Source organism: Vibrio sp. OPT24 (assembly GCF_015163545.1).
Lineage (GTDB): Bacteria > Pseudomonadota > Gammaproteobacteria > Enterobacterales > Vibrionaceae > Vibrio > Vibrio cyclitrophicus.
The window spans coordinates 174,808-188,188 of record NZ_JADDYI010000020.1 but is presented as its reverse complement, the minus strand read 5'-3'; the positions used below and the strand labels follow the sequence as shown (position 1 = coordinate 188,188).

General features: G+C 41.8%; 13 protein-coding genes and 2 pseudogenes. 5 read left to right on the top strand and 10 right to left on the bottom strand.

Features of this window, described 5'->3' with window-relative positions; translation table 11 throughout:
* Positions 1 to 7 precede the first annotated feature (7 nt).
* The 5 genes from IQO02_RS06565 to IQO02_RS06545 all read right to left on the bottom strand — a co-directional run bounded on the left by IQO02_RS06565 (position 8) and on the right by IQO02_RS06545 (position 3,634).
* Entirely contained in the window at positions 8 to 688 is a 681-nt protein-coding gene (locus tag IQO02_RS06565; protein ID WP_010436219.1) for a molecular chaperone, read from the bottom strand.
* Positions 689 to 777: 89 nt separating this feature from the next.
* Entirely contained in the window at positions 778 to 1,362 is a 585-nt protein-coding gene (locus tag IQO02_RS06560) for a hypothetical protein (RefSeq protein ID WP_010436221.1), read from the bottom strand.
* A 190-nt stretch (positions 1,363 to 1,552) separates the two neighbouring features.
* The gene (locus IQO02_RS06555; protein ID WP_016790415.1) at positions 1,553 to 2,191 is read right to left on the bottom strand and encodes a helix-turn-helix transcriptional regulator; all 639 of its coding nucleotides are present in this window, start codon (positions 2,189 to 2,191) and stop codon (positions 1,553 to 1,555) included.
* A 231-nt stretch (positions 2,192 to 2,422) separates the two neighbouring features.
* Positions 2,423 to 2,638 carry a VF530 family DNA-binding protein gene (locus IQO02_RS06550; protein WP_010436225.1) on the bottom strand — a complete coding sequence of 72 codons (216 nt, stop codon included), beginning with the start codon at positions 2,636 to 2,638 and terminating at the stop codon, positions 2,423 to 2,425.
* 39 nt (positions 2,639 to 2,677) lie between these two features.
* Positions 2,678 to 3,634 (bottom strand): LysR substrate-binding domain-containing protein, encoded by a 957-nt coding sequence (locus IQO02_RS06545; RefSeq protein WP_016767633.1) that lies wholly within the window; start codon positions 3,632 to 3,634, stop codon positions 2,678 to 2,680.
* Between the two features lie 103 nt (positions 3,635 to 3,737).
* Between IQO02_RS06545 and IQO02_RS06540 the strand changes: the two genes are divergently transcribed.
* Positions 3,738 to 3,944: a DUF1127 domain-containing protein gene (locus IQO02_RS06540; protein ID WP_010436235.1), complete on the top strand. Its 207-nt coding sequence runs from the start codon at positions 3,738 to 3,740 to the stop codon at positions 3,942 to 3,944.
* A gap of 55 nt (positions 3,945 to 3,999) precedes the next feature.
* Here the strand turns inward: IQO02_RS06540 and IQO02_RS06535 are convergent, their stop codons facing one another.
* The 3 genes and pseudogenes from IQO02_RS06535 to IQO02_RS06525 form a co-directional block, all read right to left on the bottom strand.
* Positions 4,000 to 4,143 carry a hypothetical protein gene (locus IQO02_RS06535; RefSeq protein WP_016790418.1) on the bottom strand — a complete coding sequence of 48 codons (144 nt, stop codon included), beginning with the start codon at positions 4,141 to 4,143 and terminating at the stop codon, positions 4,000 to 4,002.
* 147 nt (positions 4,144 to 4,290) lie between these two features.
* Entirely contained in the window at positions 4,291 to 5,979 is a 1,689-nt protein-coding gene (locus tag IQO02_RS06530; protein ID WP_010436237.1) for an AMP-binding protein, read from the bottom strand.
* 87 nt (positions 5,980 to 6,066) lie between these two features.
* Positions 6,067 to 6,486 (bottom strand): annotated as a pseudogene (locus IQO02_RS06525) (helix-turn-helix domain-containing protein); the annotation flags it as partial.
* Positions 6,487 to 6,565: 79 nt separating this feature from the next.
* Between IQO02_RS06525 and IQO02_RS06520 the strand changes: the two are divergent.
* Positions 6,566 to 7,486 (top strand): IS5 family transposase, encoded by a 921-nt coding sequence (locus tag IQO02_RS06520; protein WP_193838517.1) that lies wholly within the window; start codon positions 6,566 to 6,568, stop codon positions 7,484 to 7,486.
* A gap of 55 nt (positions 7,487 to 7,541) precedes the next feature.
* Positions 7,542 to 8,027 (top strand): annotated as a pseudogene (locus IQO02_RS06515) (class I SAM-dependent methyltransferase); the annotation flags it as partial.
* 41 nt (positions 8,028 to 8,068) lie between these two features.
* On the opposite strand, the gene chrA reads toward IQO02_RS06515, so the two are convergent.
* A complete protein-coding gene (chrA, locus tag IQO02_RS06510) occupies positions 8,069 to 9,211 on the bottom strand; it encodes a chromate efflux transporter (protein ID WP_193838516.1) in 1,143 nt (380 codons plus the stop codon).
* Between the two features lie 101 nt (positions 9,212 to 9,312).
* Here chrA and IQO02_RS06505 point away from each other — a divergent pair, with 101 nt between their 5' ends.
* Positions 9,313 to 10,227 (top strand): LysR family transcriptional regulator, encoded by a 915-nt coding sequence (locus IQO02_RS06505; RefSeq protein ID WP_016787777.1) that lies wholly within the window; start codon positions 9,313 to 9,315, stop codon positions 10,225 to 10,227.
* A gap of 243 nt (positions 10,228 to 10,470) precedes the next feature.
* On the opposite strand, the gene IQO02_RS06500 is transcribed toward IQO02_RS06505, so the two are convergent.
* A complete protein-coding gene (locus IQO02_RS06500; RefSeq protein ID WP_010436267.1) occupies positions 10,471 to 11,538 on the bottom strand; it encodes a LacI family DNA-binding transcriptional regulator in 1,068 nt (355 codons plus the stop codon).
* 248 nt (positions 11,539 to 11,786) lie between these two features.
* On the opposite strand from IQO02_RS06500, the gene IQO02_RS06495 reads away from it, so the two are divergent.
* Positions 11,787 to 13,381, top strand: a 1,595-nt coding sequence (locus IQO02_RS06495) for an alpha-galactosidase (protein ID WP_228006016.1), incomplete at its 3' end; no start/stop codon positions are given.

Sequence of the window (13,381 nt, the reverse complement as noted above, 5' to 3'; positions counted from 1 at the left end):
AGTCTCGTTAATCGATTGTTTTAACAGAAACTTTCTTTGGCTGCCCTAATTCACTTGGTAAAGTGTACTTGACGGTCGTTCCTGGCATTAAATAAGCGCTTGTCTTTTTACTTAATACTTCCCAATCAACTGTTTTGTTTGCTTTGCCACCAGAGAAGCTAAACTCCATACCATTCATATTCAGTACTCGTTTGCCATCGTTGCGGATAGCGACCTGGCTGTTTTGAACTGTCGTGGTTGGAATCGATTTACTGGATGTGGGAGAGACAAAAACCAAAGTTGCAAACTCTAGCAACATGGAAATAGAACTGTCCTCATCTTCCTCTATTTGATTTTCTAGTTCAATTTGTGAAAAGACGATACGGTAAGTGACAGTTTGTTTTATTGGCCCTGTTGGCATGTAACGTACGCGGAAAGTCTGAGACTTTAGCCCGTCAATTTTAGCTTGAGGTGGGAGGACGAGAAACTCATCTTCCGTTGGTGTTAAAATTTCTTCGCCAGTAGAAAAATCAGTTTGGTAGACATTTACTTCTAGAAGGATTGGTTCTTCTTCCACATTAGTCACTTTGTACAAGCCTTGTGCATTTCGACCAACATCATCGAGTTCTAGATAGATTGGACTGACTTCGTACGCGAAAAGGGCTGAGCTGAAAAATAAAGAAAATAGAAGAGTTATAATCCTAGTCATTGATATTTCTCCATAAAATAAACTTGGCTCGATAACCGAGCCAAGTTTTATTTGTCTAAAAGACATCATCCTTAAAGTGTCATCGGCTTTTAGCTTGCTGGACCTGCCGCAGCAAGACTCACTTTAATTTTACCTTTGTATTTACCTGCTCGTGCAAAGCCTGAATCTTCAGGTTGAACATAAATTGGATGTTTGTTGATGCTGTTCACCAAGTGTTCGCCCAATGATGGTATTGGCGACGCCGTCATTTCCAAGCCGTGGTCGCTTGCGGTATCCGCGACCGATTCTGAACCAATTTTTACTTGGTAGTCAATTTTCTCACTCATATTGTGCTTGGTTACACCGTTTAGCTGGTAAGCCGTTACTGAAAATTCCAAATCAGTACCGTAATTACACCATGCACGTAAGTTACCCACTAATACTTCTTTATTGTTGAATCCATTTGACCATGAATCCTCGTGTACTTTGTTCGCTTTGCGTAGAACGTTATTCTTCACGTCTTTTTTGCCTATTCGTAATAGACAGCGTTTCGGAACTCGCCCTTCGATTCGAATCGTTTTTTGGTCCGTTTTACTCAGTGTCGTAAAGTCCACCGCATTGTTAAATTGAACCGCAGAAGCGCCAAAAGAAAGTGAAGCGGCTGCTACAGCAGTAGCAAGAAGTAACTTTTTCATAACTCAATCCCTCGTTGATTTAAGATGCATACCCGTGCATCACCTTTAAAGGTTACGAGGGAACAAAGTGCCAAACCTCATCACATAGAGTGAAAAATATCGCTTACATAGGGTGAGTTTAGAATGAGTTTTGTTATATTCCACTTTTCTTGTGATCTTACTAATTTCTTGTGACCTTGCTATATGGAATCTAATTAAAGCTTTTTACCTGAGCAAGAAGTTCATACCTGGAGCGTAAGTGTAATTTACGAAGTAAGTTTGATGAGTGAGTCTTCACTGTGTTGATACTGACGTGTTGCTGAGATGCTATCTGAGAGTTTGACAGCCCTTTTAGGATCAATGAGCAAGTATCCCTTTCTTTTTTTGTTAACTCTTTATAATTAACTAAATTTTCGCAAGCAGATTCAAAGCTTGGTTCATTATTTTGATAAAAAGAGACAAGCTTATTTAGAATAGCTCTAGGAAACCATATATCTTCTTGATAAACACAGAGTATTGCCTTCGATATGAATTCGAAATTTTGACCTACTTGTCCCGAAAAACCTTTTTCTAGCCATATTGTCGATGTATTGTCATTGACATTTACCGCTAACCAGAACTCGTGTCGTTCATGGAGAATAAACCCGTATCTTTTGGGGCAAGGCATAGTCTGAATATCAAATAAAACTACAGTTTCAGGTGCTAGTTTGGGTATTTGCATGAAGCACTGAGCATGGGTTATTTGAGCATTAGGAAGAGATAAACCAAGTAGGTCTTTTATCACCCGTAAGTATGAGTTATTACGGGTAAGTACATGAATGTCCAAACCGAGTTCAGAACCAGCTTCCATGATGACCTCTCTATTTATTCAAACATAAAGTCTATAATTATCCGTAAGCTAGGGGGTTTGATATCGCTATCTTAGGTTAAATAATAGTAGTATTTATTGAATATTATTCAATAACTCTAACGCGATATTTTCTTAGTGTTTGATTTTTAATATGAAATTAAGTTTTAGCTTGGAGCGAACACTAATTACTCATACTTTCGTACCATAATTAGTGCGCTGTGTTAAAGGTAATTAATTGGTTTTCAACTGTACGTAAATTTGCTCTACCTTGGTACGTGCCCAGTCCGTTTTACGCAAAAACTTTAAGCTAGATTTGATACTCGGATCTTTTTTAAAACAGTTGATGTTCACCATATAACTCAGTTCTTCCCAACCGTAATGTTCAACTAATTCAGTCAGTAGTTTTTGTAAGGTGATCCCGTGAAGTGGGTTGTTTTCTTGTGTCATGAGATGTTCTCGCCATTTATTTGGGCTAAGTATATCAGGTTAATCAGGTGAATTATCCGACCATTTCAACTGGTAGTCGGTATCGATAATAGAAAGCTCCTCCCGCCCTTTATAACCAAATAGCTGAACCTGGCTTTGCATCCATGCTTCAAAACGTTTTATCTTTTCACGGTTAAAGTAACCAGCGGGTGCACATAAATAGTAATTGTATTTAGGCCGAAGTGCGATGTTACCTATCCGAACTAATTTCCTTTCTTGTAGATAGCGATACACCAAACTGTGCTTAACAAGGGCGACTCCTTGAACAGATAGCGCACTCTCTAAAACGAAATGCGAACCATCAAATTGTAATGATGTGCGGCCAGCTTTTACCCCGGCTACTTGTAACCAGAGACTCCAATCCATATCTGGCCAGCGATCTTCAATCAGTTCGGCTTTGTGAAGGTCATCTATACAATGAATTCCATGCGTTTCTTGGTAAATAGGATGGCAGACAGGATAAATTACTTCGTCCATCAACCAGCGTGATTCGATATTTGGGTAATTTCCATGACCATATCGAACGCAGATATCGATATTAGAATCTTCAAACGTGACTAGCTTGTTAGTCGGCTCAATTAACATGGATAGATCAGGGTGGCGATCGCGAAAGTCGCCAATTCTCGGTACTAGCCAATGCTGAGCAAAGGAAGGCACGGTAGAAATCGACAGCTGAGTAGGGTTTGGATCTTGGTTAATTCGTCTTACTCCATCTTGAATATGGGCAAAGCCTTTCTTCGCTTGCAGGTACAGTACTTCGCCTTCATGGGTTAATACTATTTTTCGGTGCTGACGAATAAACAAGTCTGCACCTAACCACTCTTCAAGTTGACGAATTTGTTGGCTGACGGCAGCTGCCGTGACAAACAGCTTTTCAGCCGCGAGTTTAAAACTGCCTGTTTCAGCTGCAGTATAAAAATAGTAGATCCCTTGAAAAGGTGGGGTTCGCTCTCTCACATTAGTTTTCCTTAACTGAATACCAGTATCTATCGTTTGTCGCGAGTGTGTTGTTGGTCGATTATTGACCATAACAAAGCGGTGAATCAATAGGAGAAAGGTTATGAACACGATAACTGCGAGAACAAATCGTCATCAAGCATTGTTTTCATCATTATCAGTTAAGGAATTCTATTCTAAATTTAGACTTTATTTTCAGAACCGTAGAACGAGAAAGCACCTAGCTGAACTGTCAGATCATTTACTTGAAGATGTTGGTATTACCCGAGGTCAGGCTAATGAAGAGGTGAGAAAGTCATTTTGGGAGTGATTCAGATGATCAGACGAACTCTTTCTTCTTAGGAAGAGTTACACCAAAACCAACGCTAGATCTTTGAGATATCAGAAACTTCTTCATGTAGCCATTCAGTAAACGCCGCAATACGCTCTTTCCTCGGTGAGCTAGGATCAAAACATAAGTTAACTTGTACGCCAGGTGTCATGCTTATATCAAAGATATCTATTTCCATCCAACTTGTTTGCTCATAATCGTTAAGTCATCTAATGAGAAATGACGTCGGTTTAGATTGCAAGAGTAGTGATTCTGTTGATTGTACTAAGTACTTATAATGTAAGCTTACAAAAAAGGAGCCAAAATGGCTCCTTCTCGATTTTGACTATTCTTCCCAAACCACTAATTTATCTTTCGGCCAGTTATGACCGACCTCATGATATTTCTGCTCAAGGATATGTCGTTTGATTTTAAGCGTTGGTGTTAACACGCCATTCTCAATACTCCACGGTTCTTTAATCATCAGTACGCCTTTGATCTTCTCATGCGAAGCTAACTGTTCGTTCATTTTTTCAATGACGCGTTTGCTTGTTCTTTCGTAACGAGCCCGATCAAAATTAGGGAAGTCATGCGGCACTACGAGCAGGATAGGGCCAGGTAAGCCTAAGCCTATCAAACACATCATTTCGACACGACTGTACTCAAAGAGTTTATTTTCGATTGGTACAGGAGCGACAAACTTGCCTTTCGCGGTTTTAAAGGTATCTTTCTTACGCCCACGAATCGTTAAATAGCCTTCGCTGTCAATATCACCAATATCACCCGTATGAAGCCAACCTTCTGAGTTAAAAGATTCTTGAGTTGCAATGTCATTTTTGTAATAACCAGAGAACATGCCTTTGCTTCGAACTAAAATCTCTTCGTCTTCTGCAATTTTGAGTTCAATGCCCGGACCAGCATTACCCACAGTGCCAATTTTGTCTGCTCTAAACGGGTAGTTAATCGTGCTGTAGGCGAAAGACTCAGTCATTCCCCAAGCTTCGGTAATGTGTAGGCCAACACTCTCATACCATGCAAGTAGAGCTGGTGATACCGGAGCTGAGCCACAGCCAAGAACGCGAGCTTGGTCTAACCCCAGACCATCAGCCAGTTTCTTCTTAATGAGGTTATTCACGAACGGAATTTTAAGTAAGAAGTTCAGTTTTTTCTGCGGTAACTTATCTTGAATTCGTTGTTGGAATAGAGTCCATAAACGAGGCACTGAAATAAACAAAGTTGGACGATGCATTTTTACATCATCAATAAATGTGTCTAACGACTCTGGGAAAGCGGTGACCACACCACCGGCTACTGAAGAGCCAAAGATATAAACGCGTTCTGTGATATGGGCGAGCGGCAGATAAGAAAACAAACGATCGCCAGGTTGAATACCAATATGATCGATCAACCTTTGTACAGACCACGTAAAGGCGCCGTAGGTGAGCATAGCACCTTTTGGTAGTCCTGATGTACCAGACGTATAGACAAGTGACATTAGCTTATCATCGTGATGTTGAGGACGTTTGGTTGATGGCTCGTGTGTATCGATGAGCTGTTCAAAAGTGTGTTGGCACTTCGCAGCGCTATCGTATGGTAGCGAAATGCTCACTAAGTTCGGATTGTCATCGAGTACTTTTTGAGTTGCCGCAGGATCATCAAGTTTGCCTGTAATCACAATCTTACTTTCACTGTGCTCAATACAATACTGAATGGTGTCTGTGCCAGCAGTAGGAAAGATTGGGACGCTGACAAAATCTCCTAACATCATGGCAAGGTCACAGATAAACCACTCTGCACAGTTTTTAGACACGAGAGCGACTCGGTCACCGGGTTGAGCTCCGAGTCCCTCTAATGCTGATGCCAGTTTTAGTGCTTTGTCGGCCACTTCTTTATAAGTGAACTCAACAAATTGGCGGTTAATTATTTGTTTTAAGTAGACTTCATCTGGACGTTCTTCTGCCCATCTTAAAATCATGTCATTGGGTGTAGGGAGAGCTGTTGCTTTTTCTTGGCTAAACTCGTTAGGCTGAATCATTGTCTAACTCCATGTTTTTCGCTAAGTTATTATTTTTTGTTAAAATCATGTTAAATGTACCATGATTTTTTCTTTTAGGGAGTAAAATTAGCGTTTTATGTTATCCATGCAGGCACGCCTATAGCTCGCAGGTGTCACACCTGTTCTTTTCTTAAAGATTCTTGAGAAATACGAGACATCTTTGTATCCACATTGATAAGCGATAACGGCTATTTTTGATTCGGTATCTGCCTCAATCAATTTTTTTGCTAGTAGGATTCGTTTATCGCACACGAAGTCCCTAAAGCTTACTCCAAAGTGTAGATGAAACTTTTTAGAAAAGTAGGTCGTTGAACAGTGACATTTTTCTGCAATTTCTTTTTCTCTGATCTCTTTGTTTATGTTGTCCATAACAAAGTTGACGACTTCTGAAGTAAACAGTTTGGCTGGCAGTTGATTGTTGTTGTTCATGTCCCTGTCGAGATCGAAATGGGTCTCGAAGATATGTTGCGTTTTGTGCTTAAGTTGGGCTTTGTTGCGTAATTCAATGGAACTCAATCAAGAACCTACGATCTGATCAGCTACGTTCACTCTATCTCGTAGCCCTATGCCTAAACCACGTTACAAAACAACCAACTGGAAGCAATACAACCAATCAGTCATTAACCGTGGTTCTCTGACCTTTTGGATTGATGAAGAAGCAATAAGCGGGTGGGCGCAAAGCAAACAGAATAAGCGCGGGAGGCCGCGTCGGTTCAGTGATTTAGCTATCACGACAGCACTTATGGTCAAACGAGTTTTTTCTATGCCATTGAGAGCGCTTCAAGGATTTATCGACTCGATATTTAGGTTAGCTCATGTACCGTTAAGTTGTCCGCATTACACCTGCATCAGTCGTAGAGCCAAGCAAGTTGAGGTTTCATTTAAGACTAAAGCGAGAGGAGCAATACAGCACCTAGCTATTGATGCTACTGGCCTTAAGGTTTATGGCGAAGGTGAATGGAAAGTCAAAAAACACGGGACGGATGGCAAGCGTAGAGTCTGGCGAAAGCTTCATATTGCCGTCGATACCAACACTCATGAGGTCATTGCCGCCGAGCTAAGTTTATCGACGGTTACAGATGGAGAAGTACTCCCGAACTTACTGAAACAAACACGCCGAAGTATCCTTGAGGTGTCTGGTGATGGCGCTTACGACACGAGAGCGTGTCACGCTGCTATTAAGATTAAGGGGGCCATTGCGCTTATTCCCCCAAGAGAAGGAGCAGCCTTCTGGGAGCGTGGTCACCCTCGAAATATTGCCGTGGGTTGTCAGAAGTTATACGGCTCAAATAAGTATTGGAAAGAGCGGTATGGATACCACAAACGTTCACTCTCAGAAACGGCGATGTATCGAGTTAAACAGTTACTAGGAGGACGATTGAGCTTAATAAATTATAATGCACAGGTGGGTGAAACTTACGCGATGATAAAAGCGTTGAACAAGCTTACTGGATTAGGTATGCCTGAAACTTGTCGTATTGACTAAGAAATACGCGAAATGGGGCTGCTCTGTCTCTAAACTGAATTACGCAACAAAGCCTGTTAGTGATGGTGATGCATCAGCACTAGAAGTAGCAGATAAGCAACTCAGCCATATCAATTCTTATGACAAACTCACTTTTAACGTAACTAATGCTTGTGAGTTAGATTTTGAAAGTAACAGTTTTGATCGCGTGATCGCAACTCATATATTGGAGTACCTATACGAGCCTCATTTGGTGATCAAAGAGTGGTTAAGAGTGTTAAAACCAGGGGGAACTCTGTCTATTTTGATTCCTACCGATCCAGGAATCGCTTGGAAGATCGGGCGTTATATGACGACAAGAAAACACGGTTTAAAAAAGGGCTGGAATTACGATTACATAATGGCGAGAGAACATGTTAATCCATGTAATAACTTAATTGCCTTTTTAAACTATTACCTTCCTGACAATCAAAACTCGTTTTGGCCGTTGAGTTTTGCCCCCCTTATCGATTGTAATTTATTCTTCAATTTTCATGGAATTAAAATTGTTTCTAAGCATTAGAGTAGGAAGCTAGCAGTTAGCTTCCTACTTCCTGTTTAATGTTACAGGCCAGTAGCGGCACCAAATAACATGAATATCCCAACTAAACCTACAATCGGCATCTTCACGGTTTTCAATAGCCAAACACCAACAATGATCAATGCGAAATCTAAGCCACTACTTACTACGCTGGTGAAGATAGGTTGATACAGGGCTGCAAGTAATAGACCAACAACTGCTGCATTCACACCGGTAAGAGCACCAGCCACCAAAGGTTTACTCGCAATTGCCTGCCAGTTCTTCAGTACACCTAGTAGCAATAAGAAGCCCGGTAAGAACACGGCAATTGTTGCGAGCAGTGCACCTGTAATCGGTGCTGATGGCATTAACATATAACCGAGATAAGTAGCTAACGTAAACATCGGGCCGGGAACCGCTTGCGCAGCAGCATAGCCTGTTAGGAAGGTATCTTGAGACAGTTGGTCGCCAATACCATTCTGTAGCAACGGAAGAACCACGTGACCGCCACCGAAGACTAAGCTGCCTGCTTGGTAAAATAACCCAAACACTTCGATGCCTTGAGAATATGCACTGAACAGAGGTAAACCAACCAATAGTGCTACAAAAATAACAAGCGGCGTTATGGATATCTTATGTGTCGATGGGACTGTCTTTAACTCTTGTGAAGTCAAAAACGTGCTGCCAATGATAGCTGCAAACAGAAGTACAAAAATTTGCGGCCAGATCCCTGGAATTAACAGCAGGACAATCGCTGTAATCACACACAATGCTGTTGCTATCTTTGATTGGCAAAAGTTTTTATACATGCCGAAAGTGGCGTCAGCTACAACCACAACTGCGAGCAGCTTTAGTCCGTGGATGATTGAGTTGAACAACGGCGCTTCCAATAGTTGGTTGCTCACTAAAGCCAATATCAGCATCAGAATGACCGATGGGGATGTGAAGCCGATAAAAGCAGCTATCGCACCAGTCAAGCCTCCTTTTTTGTAGCCAACCGCAAAGCCAACTTGGCTTGAACCTGGGCCCGGTAGAAACTGACTGAGTGCGACTATTTGCCCGTACTCTTCGTCGGACAACCAATTCAGTTTCTCAACAAATGTTTTACGGAAGTAGCCAATATGCGCCGCTGGTCCACCGAAGCTAATCCAGCCAAGCCAGAAAAAGGTTTTAAAAATTGAAAGCATGATCGATTCCAGATAAATGTTTAGCGTAATTTAGGTGGAGTTAAACTATGATTCAAATTAATTGTTTTAATTATAACTATGAATAATATAGGTTTTGTTTTATGGCTGATTTTAACTGGAAAGGGATCGACCTTAACTTGTTGATTGCATTACAGGCGCTGTATAAAACCAATAGCGTTAGCAAGGCAGCTGAACGTTGTTATGTCAGCCAGTCAGCAATGAGTCATAGTTTACAACGGCTTCGAAAGTTGTTTGATGACCCTTTGTTTGAGCGTGTTGGTAGCAGGATGGAGGCGACCGATCGAGCCATCGAATTATCCAGTACGGTAGAGACTTTACTCAATACCATTCAGTTAGAGGTGTTACTGTCTAAATCGTTTGATGCCGCGACTTATAAAGGGACTTGGAAGATTGGTCTCACTGATTATGCTGAGCAGATGTTCGCTCCAATATTGTTTGACCTTATTAAGCAATCTTCTCCTTACTCCCAAGTCGCGTTGTTCAATGTAAACCGGAGCAACTATCAACAACTTTTTGAAGATGCCAAACTCGACATTGCGATCGGTAGTTTTGGTCAGGTACCAAAGCATTATCGAACAAAGCATTTATACACTGAGGAACATGTTTGCTTGTTTGATAAATCGGTCTTGTCTATTGATTTACCTATGTCTTTAGAGCAATTTGTTTCTGTGGAGCATGCTCTTGTGTCGCCTTCTGGTGATTTAAAAACGGGCGTTGATAGTCGACTGGCAGAAGTGGGTTTTAGTCGACAGGTCGCTATAGCCTCAAGTAATTTTTTAACAGTAAAGCGATTGATTCGTGGGAGAGAATTGTTGTGTATTGTCCCCAAGCTAGTCGCGCGCAGCGAAGAAACTTTGCTGGCGGTGAAACCACCTATTGATGTTCCGGATTTTGATATACAGCTTGTTTATAGAAAGGCTAAACATTTAGATGATAAAAATAAGCGACTTAGAAAATTGATTGTGAATGCGATCTCTTCTGTGATTTCCGAATAGTCTATAGTGCAGGGTAGTCTTCAATTTTATATAAATTAATTTTAGAAAAATCCGATTTATTATAAGAATCCGACTATACTTAATTTACGACTCAAAGCAGTCGTAAAGAATAGGCTTTTTGATTTACCTAAGTAAAAAAATGGTTATATCCTTATGATGTAGCTTAAAAAACTACCAGGCTAAACGGACTTAGTTGGTCTTGAAGCGCTAGCTCCCCCTAGCGCTTTTTCTTTTCCCTGACATCTATTCAGGCAGTAAGCTGTGAATTTTACTCAATAGTTGTTCTATCTGTTGTTTTTCATAGTGAGCAGTGACTTTAGATTGGCTACTCTCTCTGTGAATCAGTTGAGTTTCAATATGTTGCTGTAATAGGGCATCTTGTGAGTTCGCGCTGAGCTTCTCTGCAATAACCACAGCTTGTCGACCTATCGTGGTAAAGTCTTGTTTGATTGTGGTGAGTGGCGGGTTAAAAAAAGCGCTGTCTTCGATGCCATCAAAGCCGACGACCGCGACTTTTTCGGGCACTTTGATTTGCAGTTCTTGTAGCGCGCGTAATACTCCTAACGCCATTTGGTCACTTGCGACTAGCACGGCATCAAATCGGGTTTGTTTAGCGACAGCTTCTCGAACGCCAAGATAACCACTTTCTGCTTGCCAGTTTCCTTGATATTGATACTTCACCTTACTATCTGCATCTGATAACGCGGCTAACCAACTTTGATGACGAATCTTTGAGGCGCTGGATTCGTTCGGACCTGTGATCAACAAAAAGTCCGTTCGTCCGCTCTCAAGTAGATGTTGAGCCGCCAGTTTTGCTCCCTCCGCATGGTCACCACAAACATAGTTCACTTGGCTGTTAGAAGGAACATCAATGAAAATGAGGTTGAGGTGTTGATATTGATCCACTAACAATTCTGCATCGGCACTCTTTAAAGGCACATTGAGAATGATGCTGTCGACTTGTTGGGCTATCAGTTCACGAATTGCCTCTCGGGTATTCGCGAGATTGGGCTCGGAAACAACAGAGAAAGCAACGCCATAACTCATATCGTGAGCCTGCATTCGCACACCATTTGCGATCATTGCGGCACCGTGTAAGGCCATATCGAGAGTGACTAAGCCAACGCTGGTGGACTTGGCTCGACTGAGCATTTGAGCACCTTTATTGGGCACATAGCCAAGTTGCTTTATGGCGGCGTTAACCTTATTGCGGGTGGATTCCGCGACGTCTTGTGAGCCATTGGTTACTCGAGATACTGTTTGGGTGGATACCCCTGCCAGTTTTGCTACGTCTTTAAAGGTGATACTCATCGCTCTACTCATCGAATATTTTAGGGTGAAATAAGCCTACCGAAATTTACCAAACTAAACTCTGCGCACTCTCAAATAAATGTCTTTTAAAACATTAAAAATGTTTCCGTAAACAGTCGATCTTGTGCAAATTTTTCGAATGTTAAAGCCAATTTAAATCACGTTTTTGTCGATTTTAGATACTAATTTGGCGTTATGAGTTCACTATTATTTTTATATTATGTTTACGAAAACAATAGAGATTAGTAATGAACGAATTTATTCACTTAAAGAGTAAAAATCATAGTTTGATCATTAAATCAGGGCGTGTTCCAGAGGTTTTGCATTGGGGAGCAAAGATCGCAAGTATTGATGAAGATCTTCTGCTTTCGACAGAGAGACCGATTTCCCAAGCGCGACTGGATGTGGATGTGCCACTTTCTCTTTGCCCTGAGTTGGGCAGTGGACACTTTAACGCTCCGGGCATTGAAGGTCATAGAGAAGGACTTGATTGGGCACCCGTGTTTAAGACCGTTCGTTACGATGTTCAAGAGCAAGAAGTGAGTTTTTTCCTTGAAGACAAGATTGCTCTATTGGAGCTCCAGGTTGAGATCAAACTGGATTTCGAATCTGACGTCGTCCAAAAGCGTGTAACCGTCACCAATAAAGGCAGTAATAAATACTGCCTGAATAAACTTTCTTCAACGCTGCCATTGCCGAATCATGCTAATGAGCTTATGACGTTCCATGGCCGCTGGTGTCATGAGTTTCAAACGCAACGCCAGCGCTTTGAACACGGTGGCTTCATGCAAGAAAACCGTCGCGGTCGTACTTCACATGAAAACTTCCCAGGAATGTTTGCAGGTACGCAAGGTTTCTCAGAGCAAAATGGTTTGGTTTGGGGCTTCCATTTAGGTTGGAGTGGCAACCATCAAATGCGTGCTGATGTCCGCAGTGATGGTCGACGTTTTGTACAAGCAGGAGAGTTATTGCTTGCGGGTGAATCGATTCTAGAACCTGAGAGTACTTACCAAACACCTTGGCTCTATGGCTGTTACAGCAATTCTGGTTTGAACGGTATTGCTCAGCGTTTCCAGCAGTTTGTTCGTGACAATATTATTCAATTCCCTACCGATAAGCCTCGCCCTGTACATTTAAATACTTGGGAGGGGATCTACTTCGACCATAAACCTGAATACATCATGCAGATGGCTACCGAGGCCGGTGTGATGGGCGTTGAACGTTTCATTATTGATGATGGTTGGTTTGTGGGGCGTGATGGTGAACGTACCGCACTGGGCGACTGGTATTTGGATGAGGTGAAATATCCAAATGGCTTAGAACCTGTGATTGAACATGTAAACCAACAGGGTATGGAGTTTGGCCTTTGGGTTGAACCTGAGATGGTAAGCCAAGATTCTAATCTTTACCGAAATCACCCTGATTGGGTGCTTGGTTTACAAGGGTATCATCAACCATCTGGTCGTTGGCAGTACGTGTTAGACCTACAAAATGAAGCGTGTTTTAACTATTTGTATGAACGCCTCAATGCGCTGCTGACTCGATACAACATCACTTACCTTAAGTGGGACATGAACCGAGAGTTGGTTCAACCTGGGCATCAAGGTAAAGCTGCGGTGCATGGTCAGACTAAAGCGCTATACCGTCTTGTTGATGAGTTAAATCGAGCGCACCCAGAAGTCGAGATTGAATCTTGCTCTTCAGGTGGTGGTCGTATCGATTTTGAAATTCTAAAACGAACACATCGTTTCTGGGCATCAGATTGTAATGATGCCTTAGAACGCCAAACCATTCAGAAAGGCATGAGTTACTTCTTCCCACCAGAAGTGATGGGGGCGCACAT